The organism is Hominimerdicola aceti (genome assembly GCF_025567495.1).
GTDB classification, from domain to species: Bacteria; Bacillota; Clostridia; order Oscillospirales; family Ruminococcaceae; genus Hominimerdicola; species Hominimerdicola aceti.
In genome coordinates, this window is the sequence record NZ_JAOQJZ010000002.1 from 158,046 (window position 1) to 183,167 (window position 25,122).

Below are 25,122 nucleotides of genomic sequence, written 5' to 3' on the forward strand. Positions count from 1 at the left end.
GGCAATAGCGCTGAATAAATGCTAATATATGTACTGCACAGTATATATAACTGTGCAGTATTATCTTAGCATCTGTATATTTTTCATATAACTTTAGACTGGGAGATAAAAACATGAAAAATCTAAAATTACTTGCCGCAGCGGTGGCTGTCGTTCTTGCAGGCTGTGCGCAGACACCTGACAGCGTAAGATTCTCTGCCGAGAAAGACAGTAAAGAGAGAAATGAGATCACAGCTATACAGTACATATCTTCCAACAAACTCAGTGATGACATAGACAATGCTCTTGATAAAAGCTATACTCAATTTGATCTGAGAGAAAATATCAGTGTAAAATTGCCCGAAGATTACTGTGAAGTCGATTTTACTCAGATATCGGATTATGAGGAAAATTACGAAAAGATAATGACCCGGATTTTTGGCAAGGATGTTCTCGACCGTGAGAATACAGTTCATGATGAAACCGGCGACGGCATGGTAAGTTACAGCCTTAGCGACGATGACGAGAAAATGTATGGCTGCGTTGGAAATAACGGCTTTATCTGTTTTGCCAAGCCCTCAGCTTTTGATGATCTCTTTAACGGCGGAAACAGAGTCAAGATCTATCATATTGACAGAGATGACGATCTTTCAGACAGCTATGAACTGGACGGAACTTCAGTCACGATCAAGCAGGCAGCTGATTTTGCTCAGGACTGGCTCGATAAGAACTATGCCGATCTTGAACCTGACTTGGAGATAGCCGTTAAAACTATAATTGTAAGACAAAGCGATCAGGGCATTTACTCTTTTGATATCCATGCGTCTAAAAAATACAACGGCGTATTGCTTGACGATCTTGTGCAAATGACAGATACGTCTGATGAAAGTATGTCGAAAATGAAATATATCACGCAGGGCATATATATGCAGATGTTTAAAAGCGACGAGATAGGCAGCCTTACTAACGGCAACGGTATCTTGATACCAAAAAAAGAAAGATCTGTTGATAAGATAATTTCCCTGTCAAGTGCAATGGGGTTTATTGAAAATACTTTTACAGATTTTAATGAGAAAATGGAGATAAGTGCCATTGACCTTAAATACACACTCACCCCTCTTAACGATAATAAAAACGGTCAAAGCTGCTACGATGCAGGCATAAAATTTGACAGTCATTTGGTCTGGGAGTTTGTTATGGATGTTCCCGAAAATGAAATGCCAGTAGGTGATGAATATTCATCGGCAGGCAATATTCAGCGATTTATTTATCTTGACGCTGAAAGTGGCGATCTTGATTATGAGTTTGATATAAATATGCTTATGCAGTGAGGTAGATCATGAAACAAAAGAAGTTTATGACGTTTTCGTGTATCGTGTTTTCTGCTGTTATTTTTCTGACTTCCTGTGGGGAAAATAAACCACAGTCGGATCTCTCTGCTGTTGACAGCGTGTCAAATATGCCGGAGAGCACCGTGTCAAAGCCAAGTTCGGAATTTGAGAACATAACTGTGGAAACAGAAAAATATGAGAATGAACAGCTTACATTCACATATGAGGGCAAAAGCTATACATTGCCGCTTTCAAGAGATAACTTTAAAGACGATATAGTTTATTATCCTGGATCAAAGCTCCACTCAGAACAGATCATAAACAATAAGCTTGGTGAAAAGGTCACTGCTGTTCTTACCGTTGATGATGGAATAACTAAAATCAAGCTGTGTGATGTTATAGGTCAAAACGGCAAAGTTTTTTCAAACAGCGGCGGCATTTGTACTATGACAAGAACGGGCGGATCTGCCTGTGAATTTACAGATCCACAAAGAACATTAAAAGCCGACCTGAACGATCTTATAGTATATCAGAAAATAAACTATCCCGATGAAGTCGATGATGTTGTATATGTGGGGTATCTTTTCAAGGACAATAATTTTATCCTTAATCAACTGTATGTTGCCGAATATGACGAAAATGGAGAGAAAAACTATGAAGAACAGCTAAACCGTGACCTCCCCAGCTTTTTCGGCACAGTACAGACCATAGGCGACAACACGGCCGAAATTAAGCTCACAGACGGCAAGACAGTTTGCACAGTGCCTACATATTATTGCGACGGGGAGCTTAGCGAGGGGCTTGAAGTTATGGTGATACTTGACTGCTCCACAGATCTTTTTGGGAGCGGAAAGTCGGAGAGTTTTGATTATGCCGTTATCTGCACCGACCCTGCGGAGTATGACCCCTCAGGGCATGAGTTTGGAAATCTCGCCTACGTCAAAGCTGACAGCAATAATCTTGGTAGGTTTATCTACACCGAGATCGGAGATATAGAGAAATGAAACTAAAACTTCTAAACACAATAAAATGTGACCTGAACAAAAGCATAATAAACATAGGCTTTGCAGGTGCGGTGCTGCTTACAACAGTGCTTGCTTTCACCTCCTCAGCCTATACAGACCTTGCCACCGATAAATCATATTCGGTGTTCGAGTCACTTTTCACTCTCGATAAAAATATCCTCCGCACCGACCCAATGCTGTCCTCAGTGCTGGTTTTCAGAAACGGACTTTCGGGATATATCACAATGTTTTTGCCTATTGTCGTGGCATTTCCATTCATGGTGTCTTTCTGTGCAGAGCGAAATAACGGACTGATGCGTTTCACCATATCTCGCACAGGCAAGCTAAGATATTATCTTTCAAAATTCATATCCGCACTTATCTCAGGCGGACTTGCCGTTATGCTAGGTATAGCTGTTTACGGCATAGCCTGTGCAGTGCTTTTTCAACCACTTTCGGAGTTTGACGTATCAGCCGACCAGCTTAAATACATAATGCAAGACAGCACAGGTAAAACCATAATCAAAATGCTTGCAGTAGCTTTCGCATATGGTGCAGTTTCCACTCTGCCTGCGTTTTTCCTAAGCTCTTTCTGCAAAAATCCGTATATCATAACCTGCCTGCCCTTTATGCTCAACTATGTCCTCACAACAATGCTCAATAGGATAATAGACGCAAATCTTTTCAACGATAACTTTGATTTTGATAGAGCAAACGCCTTTTATCCAAGCTCTGTGACGAATTTTCTGTATATACAAAGCTTTGACAGAAGTGCAAAGTGGATAACTGCGGTGAACTGTTCGGGGGCGATCGTTGCCCTGCTAGGATTTATTATCGTGATGAATTTGCGCAAGGACAAGGGGGTGTAGGTCAGCTATGATGAAAAATTTCAGCCTTAAGCAAAGCTTTTTCTGTGCAAGGGCGGAGTTCATAAAGTGGATATGCGACGCACGAATGATAATCCTAGGAGTGCTTCTTATCTTCATTTACAGCTTTGCTATCGAGCCTCTTAAATCAAACGCAGAGCTTATGGGCGAGCCGCTGAATATCCTTGAGCCTTTTATCGCCATAGCAAATTCAGGTGCGATACTTCTTATCATACCACTTGTTTTTCTCACACTTATTGCAGATTTTCCCAAGATAGACACCAACACAGTTTTCTACATAATGCGTGTAGGCAGGCTGAACTGGCTGTTCGGACAGCTTTTGAAGCTCATTTTTATGGCGTTATCTTATCTTGCAGTGATATTCTTGGGCGCAGTGCTTCCAATGCTTTCAGACGGTTTTTGGTACAACGGCTGGAGCAACGTGGCGACAAAGTTCGCTTCACGCTTTCCTGAACATTCGGGCAATTTCGGCGTGCAGCTTCTCCCTGAAAATCTCTACAATCAGCTCACAGTATTTTCAGCCGCAGTGCAAAGCTACCTGCTGGTGTTCGCATACCTTATGATAATTGGGCTTATCCTGCTGAGCTTTTCACTTGTGAAACACAAGACTGTAGGCTTTGTCCTTTGCGGAGCAGTGATATCTTTAGGCACAGCGTTCTGCTCCATAAAGACAACGCTTATGTGGACAATGCCAATGGCGAACAGCATAATATGGCTGCACTACACAAAATATTTCCGTGAGCCTGTTATGTCAATGAGTTTTTCGGTCAGCTATCTTGCCATATTTATAGCGGTACTGCTGGCGTTCTGCTTTATCGCCATAAGAAAATTCAATTACGACAATGTTGCAGAGATAGCAAGTTAGGGATTAGGGGGACAAAATGGATATCATCAATGTAAATGACGTATGCCTTACGCTTGGCAAAACGGAGATACTAAAGCACATAAATGTGTCCTTTGAGGAGGGCAAGATACACGGACTTATCGGCAGAAACGGCAGCGGAAAGACAATGCTTATGAAGTGCATATGTGGTTTTATCAAGCCCACGAGCGGTGAGATTATCGTTGACGGCAAGCAGGTGGGCAAGGACGTTGACTTCCCGAAAGATATGGGTATCATTATTGAAACACCTGGGTTTATACCATATTACAGTGGATACAAAAATCTCAAACTTCTTGCGGGGCTGAACAACAAGATTGGCAAAGATGAGATAAAAAGCAGTATGAAACAGGTGGGACTTGATCCCGAACTAAAGCGACACGTCCGCAAATATAGTCTAGGTATGCGGCAGCGTTTGGGACTTGCACAAGCCATTATGGAAAACCCAAAGATACTCATTCTCGACGAGCCGTTTAACGGTCTTGATAAGGACGGTGTAAAAGAAATGCGTGAGTACCTACTTTCATACAAGGAGCAGGGCAAGACTATCCTTATTTGCTCTCACTCAGCGGAGGACATTTCTGTGCTGTGCGATACTGTGCATGAAATGGATAAGGGTGTTATTGAGGAGGTAAGGTGACATAGACTGAATAAGTATTGATTCGTACAAACAGATATCAGGAGCCGATATTGATAGGTTAAAATTAGGACTGTTCTAAATAGGATAAGCTGCCACAGATTTTCTGTAGCAGCTTATTTTTGTTTGTGCTATTCCTTCTTGCGAAGATATCCGTCATCATCATATTTCTTAGCTATATGCTGTGCAGCTTGCCAATCGCCCCATTTGTCTACAGCCTTATCCCAAATTGTCATATATTACAACATGTTTTCTGAAAAAGTTTACATTTATCAACACGGAAGTTGAAATAGCCTTTTAAATCACCCACTATTGCCTTTTTAAATGCACAAAAAAGGCAGCAAGCTAACCTACTGCCTAAAATCATTCAATTCACGCCTATCACTGTTAGTAGAAAAAATATCATCATCACCGCCGATACGATGCTAAGAACAAGTCCAAATATCACACAGCAAACTGCATTCAGGTCAAAAACTTCATTTCTTTTGCCGTCATATCTGAGCCTACAGACCTTATCGGGTATGTATATCTTTGAGCGCATTACTACCTCACATGGGAATACGTTTGGATACTCACTATCACTAACCTTGTAAAACGCTGTATCAAATTTCTTGCCCTCTGCCCTGCCGAAACGCACAAACTTTCCTTTCACGCTTTTCGTTCCAGTAAGTTTTACAGCAGAGTATACAAAGAAACTAAAAATAACCAGTAGCAGGACGACAAGAAAAACAATGAGCATTATAGAAACTATAACAAAGTCTGCGCCAAGACACATGGCAAGCACAAGAACAACTGTGGCTATGATAACAAATTCCATGACTGTACCCTACAAAAGACTTCTGTAATAGTCGCTAAGACGCTTAGCGTTAGCTTTCAAAAGCTCGTCAGCCTTGCTTTTAACGCTTTCATCTGCAAAAATACCACGCTTTGAAAGTTCAGAAGCCTGCTTGGCAAGGTCTATCGCCTTTTGAAGATCCGTGGCACTGTCAGAGCCTGAATACTCCCTAGCCACCATAAGGCAAGCTTTCGCCTTAAGCGCACATATCTCATCTGAAAATTCGTCATCAGCGTCATACTCTATAACAGCCTTATAGTTCTTGTTTATAAATTCTTTCCGTATACTGATATAGCCCTCTGCGTCAGGGGCGTTTTTGGAGTCGTTTTCATCAGGCAGAAGGGCATTAGGCTCTATCTCCAACACCTTGCAGAGGTATTCAAGGGTCTTTACCGACGGCGTTGCTGAGCCACTCTCTATCTGACTAAGCATATTGCGGGTTATAAAATCACCTACTACCTCGCTTTGAGTCATTTTCTTTGCAAGCCTTGCCTCTTTTATCCTCTTGCCGAGAGTATTTTTCTCCATTATATCGCCTCACTTTATTTACTGTAAATTTCATTTACTTATATGATAGCAGATAGTAAAACAGATTTCAAGTGTTTAACGGAAAATTTACAATTTTTTTTGTGCTAAGCCATATCTAAAAAATAATTTTAATTATTGTCGAAAATCTATTGACAAATAAGATAAATGAGTATATAATAAACGTAAATAATATTTACATTGGAGGTGTAAGCTATATGAATGAATGGTGGGACGGTTTGTCGCTTTTACTTAAAGTGCTGTATTGTATAGCGTTTCCGTCAACGCTTATACTGCTTGTGCAGACTTTGCTTTCTATGTTCGGTTTTCATGATGGTGGAAGTGGTCACGATTTCAGCGACACGTCAGGTCTTGATCTTGATGTTGATACCAACATCAGCGGTCACGGAGATGTGGATATTGGTCACTGTACACATGATATCGGCTGTGACCACAACGTAGACGGCGGAAACCCTGCGGATTTTGCTTCTATGAGAATGTTCACGCTTCAGACCATAGTTGCTTTTTTCACTGTGTTTAGCTGGTCATCTATCGTTCTTGTAAGCTCAGGTGTTTATCCAGCACTGTCTACAGTTATCGGTTTTGTTCTGGGTCTGGCGACCATGCTTCTTGTAGCAAAGATAGTTCAACTTTCTGCAAGACTTGCTGAAAACGGTACGGCTGATTATAAAAATGCTATAGGAGAAACTGCTACTGTTTATATCCCCTGCCCACCTAAAGACCATGGGCTTGGTAAAGTGAATGTTATGATAAACGGACAGTTAAGAGAAGTCACTGCAATAAACAATGGTGATGAGCTTATAAAGACAGGAACTCAGGTTCGTATTATCGATTTGCAAGGAGATACTGTCGTAATAGAAAAATAAAAGAATTGATAGAACAAAGGGGTGCTAAACATAACGATTCTGTGAAATGACCCGTCTTGAGGTTATTATAATATTATTTGTGTGGGAGGAAAAATTATGGAACCAGTAATCATCATCTGCGTGATAGTCGTTGTGCTTTTTGCGGCAATTATGGCGATACTGTCACGCTACAGAAAATGTCCGTCTGATAAGGTGCTTGTTATCTATGGTAAAGTAGGAACAGACAAGAACGGTCAAGCAAGAAGCGCAAGATGTATCCACGGCGGTGCGGCATTTATCGTGCCAATAATCCAATCTTATGAGTATATGGATCTTACTCCTATATCCATAAATGTGGATCTAAAAAACGCTCTTTCAAAGCAGAACATCAGAATTGATGTTCCGTCAAGATTTACTGTTGGTATCTCGACAGAACCAGGCGTTATGCAGAACGCTGCTGAAAGACTTCTCGGTCTTAAACTCATTGAGATACAGGAGCTTGCTAAGGATATTATTTTCGGTCAGTTGAGACTTATTATCGCAACAATGGATATCGAGGAAATAAACTCGGACAGAGATAAATTTCTGCTCGCGGTATCAAACAATGTTGAGATAGAGCTTAAAAAGATAGGTCTTAAGCTTATCAACGTAAACGTAACGGATATTACAGATGAGTCTGGATATCTGGAAGCTCTCGGTAAAGAAGCTGCTGCAAAGGCTATCAACGACGCTAAGAAGTCAGTTGCCGAAAAACACAGAGACGGTGAGATCGGTCAGGCAAACGCTCAGAAAGACCAGCGTATCCAAGTTGCTGCTGCAAACGCTTCTGCTATCGACGGTGAGAACCAAGCCAAGATAGAGGTTGCACAGTCAGAAGCCCTCAGACGTGAGCGTGAAGCGGAAGCTCTCAGACAGGCTACAGCCGCTGAAGCTGTTCAGGCAGCAAAGGCAAAGCAGGAAGCTTACATAGCTCAGCAATCCGCCGAGCAGACGAGAGCCGAACTTGAAAAGGCTACACAGACCGCCGATGTTATCGTAAAGGCTCAGATCTCAAAGCAGCAGGCCGAGATCGAAGCTGAAGCACAGGCTGAGGTAGTAAGACGTAAAGCAAAGGGTGAGGCCGATGCTATCTTTGCAAAAATGGAAGCTGAAGCAAAGGGTAATCAGGAAATACTCACAAAGCAGGCAGAGGGTATGAGAAAGCTTGTTGAAGCAGCAGGCGGAGATGCTAATGCAGCCGTCAGACTCATAGTTGCTGACAAGCTTGAAGAACTTATCTCTATTCAGGTAGAAGCTATCAAGAACATTAAGATAGACAAGATAACCGTGTGGGATACAGGCGCAGGTGCAGACGGAAAAGGCTCGACAGCAAACTTTCTAAGCGGACTTATGCAGTCAGTTCCTCCGCTGAACGATCTGTTCAAGCAAGCAGGAATGTCACTCCCTGATTTTCTTGGCGAGGACATACAGGAAGCTTTGAAAAAGTCACAGGAAGAAGCAGTAAAGAGAGCAGCCGAAGCTGATAATGCAGAAACTCTCGACCCAAAAGATGTTGAGGTAATAGAACCTGAGAAATAATTAATTTGACCTCCGTAGTTTAACGATTGCGGAGGTCTTTTGGTATAAATAAAAGCGAGTTTCAACATCATGAAACTCGCTTTTTTATGTTCAATATGGTTCAACGACTACTGCTCTGCCCTCTTTCAAGGACCTTTGTACATCAATAAAACGCTGATTTTTGCTGCCCATGAATTTAAGCTCAAGACTTCGTTGTGACAGTATAAAAGGGCCGTCCACAAGATAATCAAGCTGTTGCAGCAGCTCAAGATAGCCGTTATTATCATCAGCATTGGCTATAAGATATTCATAAGTATATCCAGTGAAAGATATGACATTCAGCGGAAATCTATTAAAGGCTTTTATCCTTCCTGCAAGTTCTGCTAACGGTTTGCACTGACAGAAAGGCTCACCGCCACTGAACGTCACGCCGTCAAGAAGCGGGTCTTTTATTATCTCATTGTAAAGCTGGTCTGTGTCAACGACAATGCCACCGTTAAAATCATGTGTCTGCGGATTGTGACAACCCTCACAGCCGTGTGGACAGCCCTGCGTAAAAATAGTGAACCTAAAACCCGGTCCGTCTACGATAGATTCACCAACAGTGCCTGCTATCCTAAGCTCCATGGCTAATTGTCACCCTCACAGCAGGCTTTTGCACGAGGTATCCTCTCATGTATCACCTTGCTGTGTTCAGCCTCAGAACGTCCACACTTCGGGCATTTGTCACCTATTATTCCAGTATATCCGCAAACAGGATCACGGTCAACAGGATGGTTTATTGAGCCGTAGCCTATGCCAACTTCTTTCATATATCTTACGACTTTCTCGAATGCAGAAAGATTGTTCAGCGGATCGCCGTCAAGCTCGATATAGCTTATATGGCCTGCATTTGTAAGAGCATGGTAAGGAGCTTCTATTTTAAGTTTCTCAAACGCTGTTATCGGATAGTAAACAGGTACATGGAAAGAATTGGTGTAATATTCTCTGTCCGTAACCCCTGCTATCTCACCATAACGTTCTCTATCCATTTTAACAAATCTGCCAGAAAGTCCCTCAGCAGGCGTTGCAAGCAACGAGAAGTTAAGACCAGTACGCTTTGTTTCCTCGTCCATTCTTGCTCTCATACGTGAGATTATCTCCAAGCCAAGCTCTCTTGCTTCTTCACTTTCACCATGGTGCTTGCCAGTAAGCACTTTAAGACACTCAGCAAGACCGATAAAGCCCACTGAAAGCGTGCCATGCTTTAGCACTTCTTCAAGTGTATCGTCAGCCGTAAGCTTCTCTGAATCGAGCCATATGCCCTGACCCATGAGGAACGGATAATTTCTCACACGCTTTGAACACTGTATCTTAAATCTGTGCATAAGCTGGTCGATACAAAGATCCATAAGCTCATCAAGGCTGTCAAAGAAAGCACCGATATTACGCTGTGCTTTTATGCCAAGTCTAGGGAGATTAATGGTAGTAAAAGAGAGATTTCCTCTTCCTGTCACTATCTCACGAGTAGGGTCATATGCGTTACCGATAACTCTTGTGCGGCAACCCATGTAAGCTATCTCAGTGTCAGGATTGCCCTCTTTATAATACTGTAGATTGAAAGGAGCGTCGATAAATGAAAAATTCGGGAAAAGACGCTTCGCTGATACACGGCAGGCGAGCTTGAAAAGGTCATAGTTCGGATCATCAGGATCAAAGTTCACGCCCTCTTTTATCTTGAAAATATGTATAGGGAAAATAGGCGTTTCACCATTGCCAAGTCCTGCTTCCTCTGCAAGAAGAATATTCTTTATAACAAGTCTGCCCTCGATAGAAGTATCAGTACCATAATTTATGGAGCTAAAAGGCGTTTGAGCGCCTGCACGGGAGTTCATGGTATTAAGATTATGGATAAGCGCTTCCATTGCCTGATATGTGGCTCTGTCAGTTTCTTTCAAAGAGTTTTTATATGCAAAACTCTGTATCTTCTTCACTATAGGTGCGTCAACAAAATTCACAAGAAACTGTGCTTCAGCCTCTTGATAGCCGTTATCATTGGCGAGAGTGATCTTTAAACCCTGCTCATCAAGCATTTCAGTTATTTTCTTTGCAATGCTCTGAGCATCAGAAACTTCACCAAGGAGAGCAAGACCCCTGCCGATATTGTCACGATAGCGGTGTCTGAATGTCTTTCTTACGCCCTCAGCCATATCATAATCGAACTTTGGAAGAGATTGACCACCATGCTGGTCGTTCTGATTGGATTGTATCGCAATGCAGGCAAGCGCCGCATAGCTTTGTATATCATTTGGTGTACGCAAAAAGCCATGACCTGTAGAAAAACCCTTATCAAAAAGCTTTGTAAGGTCTATCTGAGTGCAAGTGGTAGTCAGTGTATAAAAATCAAGATCATGAATGTGGATATCCCCCTCCTGATGAGCCTTTGAATGCTCAGGAGCAAGAACATACATCTCGTTGAACTCCTTCGCACCCACAGAACCATACTTGAGCATTGTACCCATTGCGGTATCGCCGTCTATATTAGCATTCTCACGCTTCAAATCGTTATCTTTCGCTGATTGGAAAGTAAGATCCTCATAAACTTTCATAAGACGGGTATTCATTTCCCTTGCACGAGTTCTGTTTGAGCGGTAGAGTATATAACTTTTTGCAGTATCAGCCATGCCCTCCTCGATAAGTACACGCTCAACGCAATCCTGAATCTCTTCAACAGTAGGCATATCAAGGTGTTTTTCCATAAGCTTATCAACAACTTTACCCGAAAGCTCCAAAGCTTCCTCATAGTTATCCTTGCCCACAGACTGAGCCGCCTTGTATATAGCGCCAGCTATTTTCTCAATATTGAAAGTTACAGTACGTCCGTCACGTTTTTTTATCTTGATTATCACAATACCGCCTCCGATTTTCCCGATTTATCCTTATATTTTTTTATTCTCACAACTCGCACCGCAAATCACAACATATTGTATAAAAAGCAGTGCTTAATACAAGTATATAGTATAAGTGACGTAAAGTCAAGGCGTTATACAACAAAATGTGACTTTGTTATTTGTATTAAATGCACAAAGCCACATTTTCGTCAGATATTGATTTTAGGTGTCAAGTAAAATGCTTTTAGCTGTAATGTATTCGAACTTTACGGTGTATAATGCAATATAGTTTAGTTCTTAATGCTGTAAAGTGAGCTAACTTGTCGTCTTATGCGTCTTCAAATGCTGTTCCATGCCTCTGAAATGTCGTAAATAGGCGAATTCAGCAAGCATGTAAAGCATTTTAACTTGTCGAACATTTGAATTTTGCACTATGCTGCTGAACTGCTCTCAGCACTCTCGTAAGTGTAATCATGTGTGACTACAGAGCTGCCTGTTTCATTTTCAAGTACCTCTTCGAGAGTAGTATTCATCATGTAGGCACAGAAAGATATCAGCATTACAAAAAAACTCACTATCAACACAATATCCAATCTATAACCTTTTTTCTTCTTTTTGTTATCGTTCATAAGATCTTCTCCAAAATATGATTTTAATACCATTATACTATATCCATCTGCCTTTTTCAAGCCAAAATGACAAAATCGCAGATATTTTTATACCATACACACTGCCATGTGATAGATGCACAAAAGACAATTTCTTTTATTGTTTAATTTTTGTTTTTACCCCTTGCAAAAAAGCCGCATATAGTGTATAATAAATATTATATTGCTTGACGTTCACTAGGCGACAAGCGGCCGTATTAACTAAGATACAGGCAATTTGATTTAACAGAAATGAGGCTTTTATATGTGCGGTTTTGTTGGATTTACAAATAAAATCAATGACGCTTCCATAGTTCTTGGAAAAATGATGGATAGAATAAAACATAGAGGTCCTGACTCTGACGGAAAATATGTTGACGAGCAGATCGCAATGGGTTTCCGCCGACTTTCGATCATTGACCTTTCAGATCAAGGTAGCCAGCCTATCTTCAATGAAGATAAGTCGTTGGTACTTACATTCAACGGTGAGATATACAACTACAAGGATCTCCGTGAGGAGCTTATCGCTGCTGGTCACAAGTTCTATACACAGACCGACTCAGAGGTGCTTATCCACGGCTATGAGCAGTGGGGCGAGGATATGCTCGACAAGCTGAGAGGTATGTTTGCATTCGTTATCTTCAACAAGAATACAAATGAGGTTTTCGGTGCAAGAGATTTCTTCGGTATCAAGCCTCTTTACTACGCAAAAATGGGCGAAACTCTTATGTGGGGTTCTGAGATAAAGAGTTTTCTTGACCACCCTCATTTTAAGAAGGAGCTTAACACAGACGTTCTTGAAACTTATCTCACATTCCAGTATTCTCCTACAACAGAAACTTTCTTCAAAAATGTTTACAAGCTCCCTGCCGCTCACTGCTTTACATACAAGAACGGCGAGATGAACGTAAGAAGATATTGGGAAGTTAAATTCCACGCTGACAATGGTCCTGCTCTTGAAGATTGGGTGAATAGGATATCCGACACTTTCAAGAACTCTGTTGAAGTACACAAGTTTGCCGACGTTGAGGTAGGTTCTTTCCTTTCAAGCGGTGTTGACTCAAGCTATGTTGCCGCTGTTGCCAACGTTGACAAGACCTTTACTGTAGGCTTTGGCGAGGACGAAAAGTACAACGAGATAGGCTATGCTAAGGAATTTTCAAAGTATATCAATAAGGAGAACTTCTCCAAGGTCATTTCTCCTGAGGAATACTGGAACAGCCTTTCAAAGATACAGTATCACATGGACGAACCTCTTGCTGACCCTGCTGCTGTGGCACTGTTCTTTGTATGTCAGATTGCCTCAGAAAAGGTCAAGGCAGTGCTTTCAGGCGAGGGTGCAGACGAAATATTCGGTGGATACAACATCTATCACAACCCTGCTGATATGGCAAGCTACTTCAAGATACCAAGACCTATCAGAAAAGCTGTTGGTGCAGTTGCTGAGAAACTGCCTCACAAGCACGGCATAAACTATCTTATAAGAGGTTCTAAGGACCTTGACGAGAGATTTATTGGTAACGCATACATCTTCTCTGAGAAAGAGCGCAAGGACATTCTGAGCATAAAAACAAACGCTCCTGACGCTATGGCTATCACAAAGCCGTTCTATGACAAGGTAAGAGATCAGGATCAGGTAACACAGATGCAGTACATTGACCTGCACCTTTGGATGACAGGTGATATTCTTCTTAAGGCGGATAAAATGAGCATGGCTCACTCCCTAGAGCTTCGCGTACCGTTCCTTGACAGAAAGGTAATGGAGCTTGCAGAGCAGATACCTGTAAAGGACAGAGTTACTGAAACTGAAACGAAGTATGCAATGCGTCTTGCTGCACTTCAGGCTTGCCCTCCACAGACAGCTAAGAAAAAGAAGCTCGGCTTCCCTGTTCCTATCAGGGTATGGCTGAAAGAAGATAAGTATTATAATATAGTAAAGGATAAGTTTACTTCTCCTCAGTCAGCACAGTTCTTCCATACAGATAAGCTTGTACAGCTTCTTGACGATCACCGTGCAGGCAAATATGACTATTCAAGAAAGATTTGGACAGTGTTCTCATTCCTTGTTTGGTATGATGTTTATTTCAGTGACAACGTATAATTACACAAATAGTAAAAGCGGTTACCTCCAGCGGGTTACCGCTTTTACTGTAATTTTTTTTATATAACTATCTTTTAGAAATACTTTTTTCTTTATGTAGTAGCATCAACATATATATATTAGTGTACAGCTAATAAAATATGTTACGGTCAATGTAAAATCATTGAAGATTAAAGGTAAAAAAGCAAAAATATTGTGTCTTAGCTATTGTAAATTTTAAAATAATATGTTATAATAAATCTTAAATAAATGAGAGGAACAGGGGGGATCATATGACAATGGCTACACTCAAAATAGTTTTCTGGGCTTTAGCTTTCGTGTTCTTTGTTGTATGCGAGGTCGCAACAGGAACGGCACTTGTGTCTATATGGCTTGCTATAGCAGCGCTTATTGCGATGTTTTGTGCCATAGCTAAGCTTTCTTTCCTTACACAGTGCATCGTATTCGTCGTAAGTTCGATCATACTTCTTTTGCTTACAAGACCTGTGGTCAAGAAGCTCCAGAACAAGACAGTTGCAACAAATTACGAGCTTGATGTGGGAAAAACTGCAATAGTTATTGAGCCTATAGATAACTCTGTGAACAAAGGCAGGGTCACTCTTGAGGGCACAGATTGGGCAGCAAGAACTGAGGACGGCTCAAAGATCTCAGAAGGCACACCAGTGAAGGTAGTGCGTATTGACGGTGCAAAGCTGATAGTTTCAGAAGAAAAGTAACAGCTTACATAAATTTATTTTTAGGAGGCATATAATGGAACCTGGAATTTATATCGTACTTGCTATCATCGTATTGCTTATAATTATTGTTATCAGCAACATCAAGATAGTACCGCAGGCATATGTATTTGTAGTTGAAAGACTTGGAGCTTTTCATGCGGCATGGGGAACGGGACTTCACGTAAAAGTACCTTTTATCGACCGAGTTGCAAAAAGAGTATCTATCAAAGAGCAGGTAGTTGACTTCAAGCCACAGTCAGTTATCACAAAGGATAACGTAACAATGCAAATAGACACTGTTGTGTTCTTCCAGATAACAAACGCAATGCAGTTCACATACGGCGTTGAGAGACCTATCTCAGCTATTGAAAATCTGACGGCAACAACACTCAGAAACATTGTTGGTGATCTTGATCTTGAGGCTACGCTCACTTCCCGTGACATTATCAACACAAGGATCACAGCAATTCTTGATGAAGCCACAGATAGGTGGGGAATCAAGGTGCAGAGAGTTGAGCTTAAGAATATTCTTCCGCCAAGAGAAATTCAGGACGCAATGGAAAAGCAGATGAAAGCTGACCGTGAAAGACGTGAAAAGGTCATTCAGGCAGAGGCTGAGAAGAAATCTCAGGTGCTTGTTTCAGAGGGTGAGAAAGAATCTAAGATACTCAGAGCACAGGCAGACAAGGAGTCACAGATACTTGCAGCCGAAGCTGAGAAGCAGTCTATGATACTTCGTGCAGACGCTGTAAAGGAGCAGAAGATACTTGAGGCAGAAGGTGAAGCGCAGGCTATCGACATGGTACAGAAGGCGATTGCCGAGAGTATCGTCAAGCTGAATGCTGCTAACCCTAACGAGCAGGTAATCCAGCTCAAGAGCCTTGAAGCATTTGCTAAGGCAGCAGACGGCAAGGCTACAAAGATCATTATACCAAGTGAGATACAGGGTATTGCAGGTCTTGCAACAGGACTTAAAGAAGTTATGACAGACGTTAAGAAGCCACAGTAAAACGCATATAGTTAATCCCCTTCAAGGCAAATGCTTTGGAGGGGATATTTTTTTTCATTTTCAAAAAAAATAATGCAAAAATTAGGCTTTCAGGTTACATCATTTACCCGTAAAAGCCGTAAATACAACTCGTACAAAGGCAGAAGAAGTTCTCCTCTCAATTTAAACGCGTGACTTTCGTTTCAGACAATTTAACGGTATCCGAAATTGCTTCAGGAACACCACCGGAAGTGTAACCACCGGGAATTCAAAAAGAATTTGCTCCAGATTCATTGGTCTGAAATTACCAATTGTATAGAAACGACGCAGGAATACTTGCGTCCTTCAAGGAGTTTCTGTGCAAGGTAACGAAAAATTGGCAAGTTAGACGTACACAAAGCCGTTAGGCGGTAGTTGTGCGGTGTCGCCCTAAAGATCTGAATTACAAATTGATTACCAAGGTCTTAAACTTTGAATTCGTTTAACAAAAGTTCCGTCGTCAGGTGAAAACACAAATCTGAATCCGTTGAAATCATTTACAATTAATTCACCATCAATATAATTAATCATTACATACGGCGAAATAAACTTATATTCCGGACATACCCTTTCTTTATTCTGAATTCGCCAGATAATATTTCCTTCCATATCAACAGCATATACGTTGTCGATTTCATCAGATTTTGCAGACGCATCCAGTTCATTTAATTGTACAATTATTCTATCATCAAATAAAACAAAAGAATAAATGTTATGTTCAAAATAAATGGCAGAGTTATTAAAATATAGATTATTCTGATTAATTTCTACTATAAAATCTTTATCTAAGTCTGATCTTTGAAAAGGCTTATTATTTTTTTCAATAATGTTACCTGCCATATCAACAGCATATAAATCTCCGATTTCTAGCTGTACAATTATCTTTTGTTTTAAAATTATTACAGACTTAACATTATAATCAAAGCAAACATCATAACTATTTATATGAATCCATTTTTCAGATATTATCATTCTTAATACCATACTATATTCCTCATCATGATAGCGATCTTTAATTATAAAATTCCTCTATTCTTATTGGAACTATTACCAATCACGCCCACTTTCATCTCTTCCCACTATATGCCCGTCATTAAGATCAAAAATGTATCTTCCGCCCCACCAATCATTTAACTGAAGCAGATTAGTTTCTTTCCTGACATACATACCAACATATGAGGTTAATTTTTTATTTTCATATTCCCTTGATAAGTATTTTCTGCTTTGAACACGCCAACCTATTGTTCCGTCAAAGTTTACCGAATAGACGTTATCACATTCATTTTTTATGCAACTATCCAGTAAGATCAATATTTGAGATTTTAAAATTAAAACTTGTTCAATTTTGTACGGAAAAGTTACTTTATTAGAATTAATGTAAAGAGTTTTTCCATTCGTTTCAACTATCGGTAACATAAAATCTTCTCCTTTTATAGTGGTCTGAAATTGCCAAATGAATTAAAATATTGACCCATTAAATCAAATTGTAATCCCCCTCCCAAACCCCATTCTGAAACTTCATTTGCTATACCAAAACGTACCTCTGTACCAGCCGGTAGTTCTACATCACAAATATGTGTTGGTTCATATGGTAATGCAAACTTATCTTTAATTTGCTTTGAAGACAATCCTTGAATCTCTTCATAGTTCATTACCCACTGGCCCTTTGCACTTGTTATGTTTTCAGTATACACTCTAACAAACGTGGTATCTTCAGTTAATTCGATAGTTGTTACATTAGTTCCCGGCTTATAAGAGGGATTTGTATATCCATTTTGTTTTAAAATTTCATTTACGTTTTCAGCTGAATTAAAATCAATTACATCAGAGCATGCCCAAGAAGGAATATCATCATATTTTGACATCAAAACAAAAAATTCATCACTCTGCTTTGAAGCAGTTTTTACAAACAATTCCGCTGCATCATCGTCAAGGTTATTAATTGCCTTGACAAGATAATCGCCGCCCTTTTCAAGACCGTCTATTACTGCATATTGCAATTCTTTATCTAGCTTTGAAATACATTTCAGTACTTTTTTTGGATATTTGTTTACGCACCTCGAATTTCTAAGCATATAATAGATTGCGTCGCTACTATATACGCAAATCCAAGAATACAGAGCGAAAAAAGCTCACCCAGTATGGTGATTGAACACTATACGTCTCCTAAGATTGCATTGAATCCTTCCATAACTGTTCTGCCCAAAGGTTTAACATCACCACAACTTACAAGTAGCATATTTCCGTTTTCTGATAATAATATAGGATTTGAATTATATTGACAATTACCCCCGTATACATCTATTTTTTGTCAATTACACTTTTTATAAGGTGCAATTATCAAAATGCTGTCGATTTCTTTTTGACACCTTTCTTTAAAAAGCGGATCAATTTTTCCTAATAACTCAAGTTGCTTACTCCACAGCAATTTTCTAGGATCTTCCTTTTCACTTCTGTTCTTTAATTCATATTTCGACGCTAATGAAAATGTTATACCTTCAAATAATGGATATAATATATCATTAATATCCAAGCTTCGATAATGCTTATTTTCTTTGCCCCTCTCCATTATAACATAATGATATTCATTATTTGAAATATATATTGTCCCCCCATCGCTAAAAACATTCCCCGTCGAAGAGAAAACCGGATACAATTTGGAATCATAGGGCAAACCAATCTTCTCTCCGTGCTTATAAATAAGCTTTCTAACTTCATTAATATTCATCATTTAATCCTATTCTTTATTCAACTTCAACGATATAGCCAAACTTTTTAAGTTCATCAACTGAATAAGTTGATAGATATTGTGTTCCTCCACCAACTTCGTCAAACCATGGCACTATTTCTCCAGATTTCACTTCAAAAGATACTAAAACCTTATACTTTGTATATGGTTCATTTTTCATATATGGAGGCAATGCTCTTTCACTATATGGTGTTCCCAACGGTGAAAAGTATTTACCAGTTCCATATTGATGCCATATCTGTCTATAATCATACCAGGCTCTAATGTTTTCGTTTCAAATATTCCGTCAACAAAGCCATTAATATTTGTATCTCCGTTTGTTCCCGGATAAATAGTAATACCTTTTTCTTGTTCAAAATATTTCGGATTATCATAAACAGATTTATGCCTTACATACAATTCGTAATCAGGCTGATAATCCCATTTGCTGATTTTATCTATGTCAGCCTTAGAACTTGCAACAAGCTCGTTTAAATAGCTTTCATCTAAAGATTTTAAATAATCATAAAAGCTATCTTTCTGTTTAGAAGCAGTTTTTACAAACAATTCCGCTGCGCCATCGTCAAGGTTATTAATTAGCTTGACAAGATTGTCGCCGCCCCTAACAGCAACTTTAACGCCATCATCACCACAGTCTCTTATCAAAGCTGCAACAGCGTCTTTATCCAAAATCTTATTTATCGCAACAATTTCTTCATCATCATACTTAGAAAGAATAGCAACAATATCAGAAGCTTGACCGGATTTGAATATTGAGTCAAGCAACTCAGGAGATATCTTTTTGGAAACCTCGTATCCGCATACCTTTGCAACCTCTTCTTTAGCGTATTGCTTTAAGAGATATCTCTGATATAATTCACATGAATACGTTAGCTATCGGCTCTAAAAATGCTCCGTCAGCAAGAAAAATTGTATGCGTTATGCAGTCAATTTTAGTTCGTGCAGCAAGTTGTTCTGCCGCAGCAGTGTTGCCGTCCATCGCTAATCTGTATAACTTTAAACTATCCAGCCAAAAATCAACAGCATGATAAATTATCGAAGTTGTGAGAGCAAAAATTTACAGTTTCACTTTAACTCCATAAATTTCATCATCTTCACCGATCAACAGCCAACAAAAATCACAAATGCAATACATATTCAGGCTACAAGGATGTCTATTGTTTAGGTAGAAAATAGAATTATTTTCATAAAAATAAACAAAATTATCCTTTTCATTTTCAATTTTAAAATACCTATGAGTATCATTGCATTCAATCATACTAAATAAGCAGTATTCATTTTTATCAATAAATAATGAATCAAACTGATTACTGTTTATCTTCATTGAATCAGAAACAAAAAATGATATATATTCAATAATATTAGTTCTACTGTTTACTGCTATATCTAATGGTGTATGCTTTCTTTGATGATCATAGTAAAAGGCATGATAAATAATATCACTAGGATCACTTCGACATGTTTTCTGAACTTTATACATTGTGAAATTATCTTTTTTACTTATACAGTCAATAATCAAATCATATTGAAAACTATATCGTTGTTGTATAAGATATAATTCATAATCATCTGAAATATATTTAATTTTCATATGATCACCTATCCTTCATAAAATGCATGGAAAACTACTCCTTCTTTAGTGTCAATTCCGAACACCCAACCGCCAAAGTTAAGATCTTCATATCTGCCTAAAGGTTTGCTTGCAAGTTCTCCCATTGCTTGATCTAAAGCAGATACATAACTTTCTAACATCAATTGACTTCTTAAATCAATTGAAAAACTTGTTTCACCAAATCGACCAACATATTCCCCCATATGTTCCGTAGCATTCGCATTAGTTCACACTACATTTGTTTCGGTATTAGGATTTATAAAAAAATTCTTTTAAATAATCATCGGGAATACGCAAATCCAGTTCTTTTTTAAGTTCATGAAAATATTTTTTCCATTGAATTGAAATTTTTTCCCACCAACCATCAATTGAGGTTTTAATAAGTATAGCCTCATTATTATCACCCCAATCATAACATATGCAGCATCCGCAAGCACCTTGACCATAATTAAAGCGCATATCAAAATAGTCACAATACTTGAATCCCAAACTAAATTCTTCATGTCCATTGCCGTAAAAAGCGTCTATCAAATTAAAATTCGAAACTAAACTACCAAAATATTTTTTCATTTCAGTTTCCACTATTTTGGCTTTTATTTCTGCTCGATTTTCATTCATTATAAAAACCCCTTTGCTTTTAAAAATTTCTTGGGAATTTGCTTTTTTACATCTGTCGTTATACATTTTATCAAACTGTCACAAAGCTTATCAAAGTCGGTATTAAGCGATGACGAAAATAGCATTTTCTTTTCACTGCGATTTGTTATGATAAAAAAATATAAGTTGTTATCTCTAATTTCAACCTCAAATGGATAATAATCATAAACGATAGAAGACATTTTATTGTCATAAAAAGAAACTGTATCTATTAATTCATTGTTATTGCCACATGCTCTTTGAGATAAAAATACATCTGCAATTTTATCTAGGAATTCATAGTTAGTAGGTTGCATACCAAAAATCTCCTTCCGAGAATAATTTTTTATACCCATATTTATTTTTAATACTCCCATTCATTATATAGTGATGTTCCTGTAAAATTTCTGTTTAACGATTTCTTTTTCCTGTATTTTCTGTCCCTCGGATTTCCTCATGATAGAAATAATCCACGATCACCGGATGCCCCTGCGGAACTCTTCCGTAAGGCATTTCATTATCCACAAAGGGACAATCATATTTCTTAGCCATTTCCTCAGCTTTTACTTCAATTGCTTCAAAGTAGCTGCGGTTATGCTTGTTATAGATCTCATCGTAAAGCGGTACAAGATCAGGATGTTTTCCAGCGATATAATCCATGATCGTCTTTTTGAAGCCGCCCCGAAGATTGAGATTTTCGAGCCAGAACAGATCGCACTGATCCTTTACCCGCTCAAAAATGGCTTCAAAGTCCGTGATACCGGGAAATACCGGAGATACGAAACAGACTGTACGAATACCTGCTTCATATACCTGCTTCATAGCAGCGATACGCCGCTCAATGCTCGAAGCAGAGTCCATATCGTTCTTGAAATTTTCATCCAGTGTGTTGATCGACCATGAAACGGTTACTCGTCCAAGGTCCTTCAGCAGATCAATATCCCGTACCACAAGATCAGACTTTGTGCAGATCAAAATATCTGCGTCACTGCCGATCAGCTGCTCCAGAAGTTTTCTGGTATTCCTGAATTGCTCCTCCTGTGGATTGTAGCCATCTGTCACAGAACCGATAACCACACGCTGTCCGGCATATTTCTTCGGATTTTTAATTTCCGGCCAATGCTTCACATCAAGGAAAGTGCCCCATTCCTCCGTGTGTCCGGTAAAGCGCTTCATAAAAGAAGCATAGCAATACTTGCAGGCATGTGTACAGCCTACATAAGGATTGACCGAGTAACCGCCTACCGGCAGACTGGACTTGGTCATGATGTTCTTTGTTTCCACCTCACGAATGAGGATGCCATCGATTACTTCTGCCATGATCTCTGCACCTCCAACACTTTGTTGAATTCCTCCGGCATTTCCTGAATCATATTTTCATTCCCTATGATAGGGACAAGGTCTTCCTTCATAAACACCGGAATGCCAAGTGCGTGTGCCTGATCCGTCAGAGACCATGTCCATTCCGGCTCCGTATGAATCTTCCTGCTCTGAGCCCCGGTCATAGTGCCGACAACGATCCAGTTGATTCCGGAGAGGTCAACTGTGCCGGGATCGTCGAATAACGGCTCAAAGGTAACATGGTAATGTTTTGCTCTGACGTTTTTCCGAAGGGCGTCGATACGCCACAGTTCGGCTTTCCTCGTCACCGTAACGCCAAACCATGCGTTTTCCAGATCGGTATCAAAATCCAGCAGATCAGGTCGTTTGGTCAGAAACAGAAACTGATGCTGTGGATTTTCACGGATCTTTGCAAATACCTCGTCTCTCCATTCCGACTTCCATCCGGAGAGATCGCTCATGCCGGTAAGAAGAAAGTTCTGCGGACGTTTCTTTTCCATCATCTTGAGCTTACCCGGAAAGAATTCAGGGTCAGCAAAGTCATCGATCATATGCCAGCGTTTCACGTTGTTGCGGGCATAGCAATATGTACACCCCACTGTGCAGCCAATGACGATATTCATGTTCTGAATCTGATCTTTGATACAAATATTCATGACTTCTGCCACTCCTCAAGATTCTTTCTGATGCGGTCGAGGCATTCCTCAAACCGGGTAATTTCTTCCTCTGAAAAACCATTGTAGTAAATGCTGCCCATCTCATCAGATACAGAATCGTACTCGCCCTTTAAGGCATGTGCTTTCTCGGTCAGAAACAGGAGGGTTTTCCTTTTGTCCGTTTCAGACTGAACACGGCTTATCAGCCCTTGATTTTCCATTCTTTCCAGCATCGTCGTAAGAGATGTTATCGCTAATCCGCATTTAGTCGAGAGTGACCTGATTGAGATACCATCCTCCTGCCACAGCACATAAAGAATGCGCCCCTGGGCTCCATTGAACGCATCAATATTCTTTTCGCTGAGAATCTTCTCAAAAATCCGGTCTCCAAGTTGTTTTATTTTGGTGACAAGAAATCCTCCATTCATTTCCATACAAAAGCTCCTATATAGTAGTTTATTAGATTATACTATATAGAAGCTTTGTTGTCAAGAGCTTTTTCAAAAAATATTCTGTACAAATTTTGATTTGTCAATCTGTTTCACTTTCCGTTTCCGGCTTATAGTTCTTTTCAATATATTCCTCTACAGTCTTGATAAACATCTGATTCATACTCATGCCCATTTCAGAAGCAATAGCTTTCAGTTTTTCACGCTGTCCCTTTGGAACACGAATCTTGATGTCATCAAGGTGTGTTTTCACATACTTTGCCGTAATCGCTTTTCGTTTTTCATTATAGTACATAGAAATCAATCCTTTCGTATTGTACCCATTACTATAATTATACTCTCTCAGAAGCTTTTTGTCAATTCATCATATAAAAATTGTCCGGATTTTTTTCAAAGAACTTTGTGCGCATTGCGGCTTGAAAAAACAAGTGCAATGATATACAATAGTATTGTACCCAATACTAAAACATGAAAGGAGTTTTTCAAAATGATTTAAAAAAATAATTCCCATTGCAGCAAGCATTATGTTGATAGGTTCATCAAGTCTGACAGCCTATGCCGATATGGTTTTGTCAATATCACTTGACACATTTTATTCGAACAAGAATTATGCAGCGAGAAAGATATGATCATAGTAGAGCTTTCTTCGTACTGCCGGAGGCAGCCCACCGTTGGAGGTGCAGATTCTTCTGTTAGCCCAGTAACTCATATAATATCTCCAGATCATAGTCTTCAACTCTCTCATAGTGTAGTTCTCCGACTTGTCCTCACGGCTGTAGAACAGCTCTTCTTTCATTTTTGCCCACATACTTTCACAGCGTGCATTATCATGACATCTTCCGCCGGCACTGTTCATGCTTTGAATGATCCCATATTTCTTTACAGCAGCATCCTGGCATTCTTTCTTTGCTGCAATGCAATATACATACGCTCCCTGCCGTAGCAGTCATTATATTGGTCTTCTTCGTGGATCTTCATCATTTCATCTGCAAGCGTCTGATACTTCCAGGGGGTGTTTTTATGGCTGAGATAATCGTAAAATGCTTGTCTTGTAACCTCCAAAGCCTTGCAGTAAAAACTGATCCTTCCTGTGATCCTACCATCATCAGTCTTTTGGGAAATGAACTTTAACCGTTCTTCTTTCCTGACTTCCGACGGTTCGCGGCGAAAAAAGCAGATGCTTCCTCCAGAAATTCATTAAGCTCTTCAAGCTCACGGTTTTTCTTTTCGAGCTCTTTGATCCACTTGTTTGCTGCATGAAGCTTGCGAGCTTTATTGCCTGCTTTTTAAACTCTTCATCATATTGTTTTCCTGTTCCCATTGATGACACACTCCTTTGTTTTTAGTATTCTTTGATTGTTTTGTATGTGTCAAGTTTTATTATACAGGATTAATCGTAATACATTACACATCCCTCCTTTTTCTACAAATGAAAAAAGGCTGTTTTATCATCGTCACTTAAATTCGTGACAATAGACAAAACAGCCTTTAAAACTTTGTGAATATTTTTTCATAACAAATCGGCAGGCTCAGAGCAAAATCTGCTCAAAGTCTGCGTTATGTTCGATATTTTTGTTGTGTAGGGTTCGACTTTCTTTTTTTTGGTGAAAACTAGCGAAAATCATCTACGGTTATACACCTGAAATTTTTACCCTCAAAACGCAAAAAAAGCTCGTAAACACGAGCTTTTCAAGGTGTGCATCTATTTTATTGCACAAGTATGGTGCGGGTGACAGGACTTGAACCTGCACGGTGTTGCCAATAGAACCTAAATCTATCGCGTCTGCCAATTCCGCCACACCCGCATACAAAACAAC

The 25,122-nt window shown here is 39.6% G+C and carries 31 protein-coding genes and 1 tRNA gene; 10 read left to right on the top strand and 22 right to left on the bottom strand.

Going from position 1 to position 25,122, the window contains the following annotated elements; translation table 11 throughout:
* Nucleotides 1–113 precede the first annotated feature (113 nt).
* The 5 genes from OCV57_RS02865 to OCV57_RS02885 are packed head-to-tail and all read left to right on the top strand — an operon-like array spanning nucleotide 114 to nucleotide 4,721.
* Entirely contained in the window at nucleotides 114–1,310 is a 1,197-nt protein-coding gene (locus OCV57_RS02865) for a hypothetical protein (protein ID WP_267300402.1), read from the top strand.
* Between the two features lie 8 nt (nucleotides 1,311–1,318).
* Nucleotides 1,319–2,314 carry a hypothetical protein gene (locus OCV57_RS02870; protein ID WP_267300403.1) on the top strand — a complete coding sequence of 332 codons (996 nt, stop codon included), beginning with the start codon at nucleotides 1,319–1,321 and terminating at the stop codon, nucleotides 2,312–2,314.
* The gene (locus OCV57_RS02875) at nucleotides 2,311–3,183 is read left to right on the top strand and encodes a hypothetical protein (RefSeq protein ID WP_267300404.1); all 873 of its coding nucleotides are present in this window, start codon (nucleotides 2,311–2,313) and stop codon (nucleotides 3,181–3,183) included. Before OCV57_RS02870 ends, OCV57_RS02875 begins: the two co-directional genes overlap by 4 nt.
* Before the next feature lie 7 nt (nucleotides 3,184–3,190).
* Nucleotides 3,191–4,066 carry a hypothetical protein gene (locus tag OCV57_RS02880; RefSeq protein WP_195220843.1) on the top strand — a complete coding sequence of 292 codons (876 nt, stop codon included), beginning with the start codon at nucleotides 3,191–3,193 and terminating at the stop codon, nucleotides 4,064–4,066.
* Between the two features lie 16 nt (nucleotides 4,067–4,082).
* Nucleotides 4,083–4,721, top strand: a complete 639-nt coding sequence (locus tag OCV57_RS02885; protein WP_267300405.1) for an ATP-binding cassette domain-containing protein — start codon at nucleotides 4,083–4,085, stop codon at nucleotides 4,719–4,721.
* 364 nt (nucleotides 4,722–5,085) lie between these two features.
* On the opposite strand, the gene OCV57_RS02890 is transcribed toward OCV57_RS02885, so the two are convergent.
* Nucleotides 5,086–5,535 (bottom strand): hypothetical protein, encoded by a 450-nt coding sequence (locus OCV57_RS02890; protein WP_267300406.1) that lies wholly within the window; start codon nucleotides 5,533–5,535, stop codon nucleotides 5,086–5,088.
* Between the two features lie 9 nt (nucleotides 5,536–5,544).
* Entirely contained in the window at nucleotides 5,545–6,081 is a 537-nt protein-coding gene (locus tag OCV57_RS02895; protein ID WP_215648910.1) for a helix-turn-helix domain-containing protein, read from the bottom strand.
* A gap of 215 nt (nucleotides 6,082–6,296) precedes the next feature.
* Between OCV57_RS02895 and OCV57_RS02900 the strand changes: the two genes are divergently transcribed.
* Nucleotides 6,297–6,965: an NfeD family protein gene (locus OCV57_RS02900; RefSeq protein WP_046441812.1), complete on the top strand. Its 669-nt coding sequence runs from the start codon at nucleotides 6,297–6,299 to the stop codon at nucleotides 6,963–6,965.
* A 96-nt stretch (nucleotides 6,966–7,061) separates the two neighbouring features.
* Nucleotides 7,062–8,522, top strand: a complete 1,461-nt coding sequence (locus tag OCV57_RS02905; protein WP_117863827.1) for a flotillin family protein — start codon at nucleotides 7,062–7,064, stop codon at nucleotides 8,520–8,522.
* 90 nt (nucleotides 8,523–8,612) lie between these two features.
* Here OCV57_RS02905 and nrdG read toward each other — a convergent pair whose 3' ends face one another.
* The 3 genes from nrdG to OCV57_RS02920 form a co-directional block, all read right to left on the bottom strand.
* On the bottom strand, nucleotides 8,613–9,128 hold the full coding sequence (gene nrdG / locus OCV57_RS02910; RefSeq protein WP_117863828.1) for an anaerobic ribonucleoside-triphosphate reductase activating protein: 516 nt from the start codon (nucleotides 9,126–9,128) through the stop codon (nucleotides 8,613–8,615).
* 2 nt (nucleotides 9,129–9,130) lie between these two features.
* Complete coding sequence (locus OCV57_RS02915; protein ID WP_038672023.1) at nucleotides 9,131–11,389, bottom strand: anaerobic ribonucleoside triphosphate reductase; 2,259 nt, start codon at nucleotides 11,387–11,389, stop codon at nucleotides 9,131–9,133.
* A gap of 413 nt (nucleotides 11,390–11,802) precedes the next feature.
* Nucleotides 11,803–12,000, bottom strand: coding sequence for a hypothetical protein (locus OCV57_RS02920; protein ID WP_267300407.1), 198 nt, complete (start codon nucleotides 11,998–12,000; stop codon nucleotides 11,803–11,805).
* Between the two features lie 283 nt (nucleotides 12,001–12,283).
* Between OCV57_RS02920 and asnB the strand changes: the two genes are divergently transcribed.
* The 3 genes from asnB to OCV57_RS02935 all read left to right on the top strand — a co-directional run bounded on the left by asnB (nucleotide 12,284) and on the right by OCV57_RS02935 (nucleotide 15,844).
* Nucleotides 12,284–14,119 carry an asparagine synthase (glutamine-hydrolyzing) gene (gene asnB, locus OCV57_RS02925; RefSeq protein ID WP_117892978.1) on the top strand — a complete coding sequence of 612 codons (1,836 nt, stop codon included), beginning with the start codon at nucleotides 12,284–12,286 and terminating at the stop codon, nucleotides 14,117–14,119.
* Between the two features lie 272 nt (nucleotides 14,120–14,391).
* The gene (locus OCV57_RS02930; RefSeq protein WP_117892981.1) at nucleotides 14,392–14,835 is read left to right on the top strand and encodes an NfeD family protein; all 444 of its coding nucleotides are present in this window, start codon (nucleotides 14,392–14,394) and stop codon (nucleotides 14,833–14,835) included.
* 34 nt (nucleotides 14,836–14,869) lie between these two features.
* Entirely contained in the window at nucleotides 14,870–15,844 is a 975-nt protein-coding gene (locus OCV57_RS02935; protein ID WP_267300408.1) for an SPFH domain-containing protein, read from the top strand.
* A gap of 432 nt (nucleotides 15,845–16,276) precedes the next feature.
* Here OCV57_RS02935 and OCV57_RS02940 read toward each other — a convergent pair whose 3' ends face one another.
* From OCV57_RS02940 to OCV57_RS03020, 17 genes are all read right to left on the bottom strand, one after another.
* Nucleotides 16,277–16,846, bottom strand: a complete 570-nt coding sequence (locus OCV57_RS02940; protein WP_117958170.1) for a DUF7957 family protein — start codon at nucleotides 16,844–16,846, stop codon at nucleotides 16,277–16,279.
* A gap of 63 nt (nucleotides 16,847–16,909) precedes the next feature.
* On the bottom strand, nucleotides 16,910–17,278 hold the full coding sequence (locus OCV57_RS02945) for a DUF7957 family protein (RefSeq protein WP_038672030.1): 369 nt from the start codon (nucleotides 17,276–17,278) through the stop codon (nucleotides 16,910–16,912).
* Between the two features lie 14 nt (nucleotides 17,279–17,292).
* On the bottom strand, nucleotides 17,293–17,937 hold the full coding sequence (locus tag OCV57_RS02950) for a hypothetical protein (RefSeq protein ID WP_267300409.1): 645 nt from the start codon (nucleotides 17,935–17,937) through the stop codon (nucleotides 17,293–17,295).
* Nucleotides 17,938–18,173: 236 nt separating this feature from the next.
* The gene (locus tag OCV57_RS02955; protein WP_267300410.1) at nucleotides 18,174–18,593 is read right to left on the bottom strand and encodes an immunity 63 family protein; all 420 of its coding nucleotides are present in this window, start codon (nucleotides 18,591–18,593) and stop codon (nucleotides 18,174–18,176) included.
* A 13-nt stretch (nucleotides 18,594–18,606) separates the two neighbouring features.
* Entirely contained in the window at nucleotides 18,607–18,771 is a 165-nt protein-coding gene (locus tag OCV57_RS02960) for a TNT domain-containing protein (protein ID WP_117927609.1), read from the bottom strand.
* On the bottom strand, nucleotides 18,768–19,376 hold the full coding sequence (locus OCV57_RS02965; RefSeq protein ID WP_267300411.1) for a hypothetical protein: 609 nt from the start codon (nucleotides 19,374–19,376) through the stop codon (nucleotides 18,768–18,770). Before OCV57_RS02965 ends, OCV57_RS02960 begins: the two co-directional genes overlap by 4 nt.
* Before the next feature lie 292 nt (nucleotides 19,377–19,668).
* The gene (locus OCV57_RS02970; protein WP_022126569.1) at nucleotides 19,669–20,202 is read right to left on the bottom strand and encodes a hypothetical protein; all 534 of its coding nucleotides are present in this window, start codon (nucleotides 20,200–20,202) and stop codon (nucleotides 19,669–19,671) included.
* Nucleotides 20,203–20,210: 8 nt separating this feature from the next.
* The gene (locus tag OCV57_RS02975; protein WP_147338075.1) at nucleotides 20,211–20,426 is read right to left on the bottom strand and encodes a hypothetical protein; all 216 of its coding nucleotides are present in this window, start codon (nucleotides 20,424–20,426) and stop codon (nucleotides 20,211–20,213) included.
* A 46-nt stretch (nucleotides 20,427–20,472) separates the two neighbouring features.
* Nucleotides 20,473–20,841, bottom strand: coding sequence for a hypothetical protein (locus OCV57_RS02980; RefSeq protein ID WP_022287675.1), 369 nt, complete (start codon nucleotides 20,839–20,841; stop codon nucleotides 20,473–20,475).
* The gene (locus OCV57_RS02985; RefSeq protein ID WP_147338074.1) at nucleotides 20,841–21,215 is read right to left on the bottom strand and encodes a hypothetical protein; all 375 of its coding nucleotides are present in this window, start codon (nucleotides 21,213–21,215) and stop codon (nucleotides 20,841–20,843) included. Before OCV57_RS02985 ends, OCV57_RS02980 begins: the two co-directional genes overlap by 1 nt.
* A gap of 55 nt (nucleotides 21,216–21,270) precedes the next feature.
* On the bottom strand, nucleotides 21,271–22,179 hold the full coding sequence (locus OCV57_RS02990) for a radical SAM mobile pair protein B (RefSeq protein ID WP_267300412.1): 909 nt from the start codon (nucleotides 22,177–22,179) through the stop codon (nucleotides 21,271–21,273).
* A complete protein-coding gene (locus tag OCV57_RS02995; protein ID WP_267300413.1) occupies nucleotides 22,167–22,856 on the bottom strand; it encodes a radical SAM mobile pair protein A in 690 nt (229 codons plus the stop codon). Before OCV57_RS02995 ends, OCV57_RS02990 begins: the two co-directional genes overlap by 13 nt.
* The gene (locus OCV57_RS03000) at nucleotides 22,853–23,290 is read right to left on the bottom strand and encodes a radical SAM mobile pair system MarR family transcriptional regulator (RefSeq protein WP_117865764.1); all 438 of its coding nucleotides are present in this window, start codon (nucleotides 23,288–23,290) and stop codon (nucleotides 22,853–22,855) included. The genes OCV57_RS02995 and OCV57_RS03000 overlap by 4 nt, the downstream gene beginning before the upstream one ends.
* Nucleotides 23,291–23,387: 97 nt before the next feature.
* The gene (locus OCV57_RS03005; RefSeq protein WP_267300414.1) at nucleotides 23,388–23,600 is read right to left on the bottom strand and encodes an Arc family DNA-binding protein; all 213 of its coding nucleotides are present in this window, start codon (nucleotides 23,598–23,600) and stop codon (nucleotides 23,388–23,390) included.
* 312 nt (nucleotides 23,601–23,912) lie between these two features.
* The gene (locus OCV57_RS14335) at nucleotides 23,913–24,161 is read right to left on the bottom strand and encodes a hypothetical protein (RefSeq protein ID WP_394804266.1); all 249 of its coding nucleotides are present in this window, start codon (nucleotides 24,159–24,161) and stop codon (nucleotides 23,913–23,915) included.
* 249 nt (nucleotides 24,162–24,410) lie between these two features.
* Nucleotides 24,411–24,626, bottom strand: a complete 216-nt coding sequence (locus tag OCV57_RS03015) for a hypothetical protein (RefSeq protein WP_267300415.1) — start codon at nucleotides 24,624–24,626, stop codon at nucleotides 24,411–24,413.
* 400 nt (nucleotides 24,627–25,026) lie between these two features.
* A tRNA-Leu gene (locus OCV57_RS03020) sits at nucleotides 25,027–25,110 on the bottom strand.
* Between the last annotated feature and the right edge of the window lie 12 nt (nucleotides 25,111–25,122).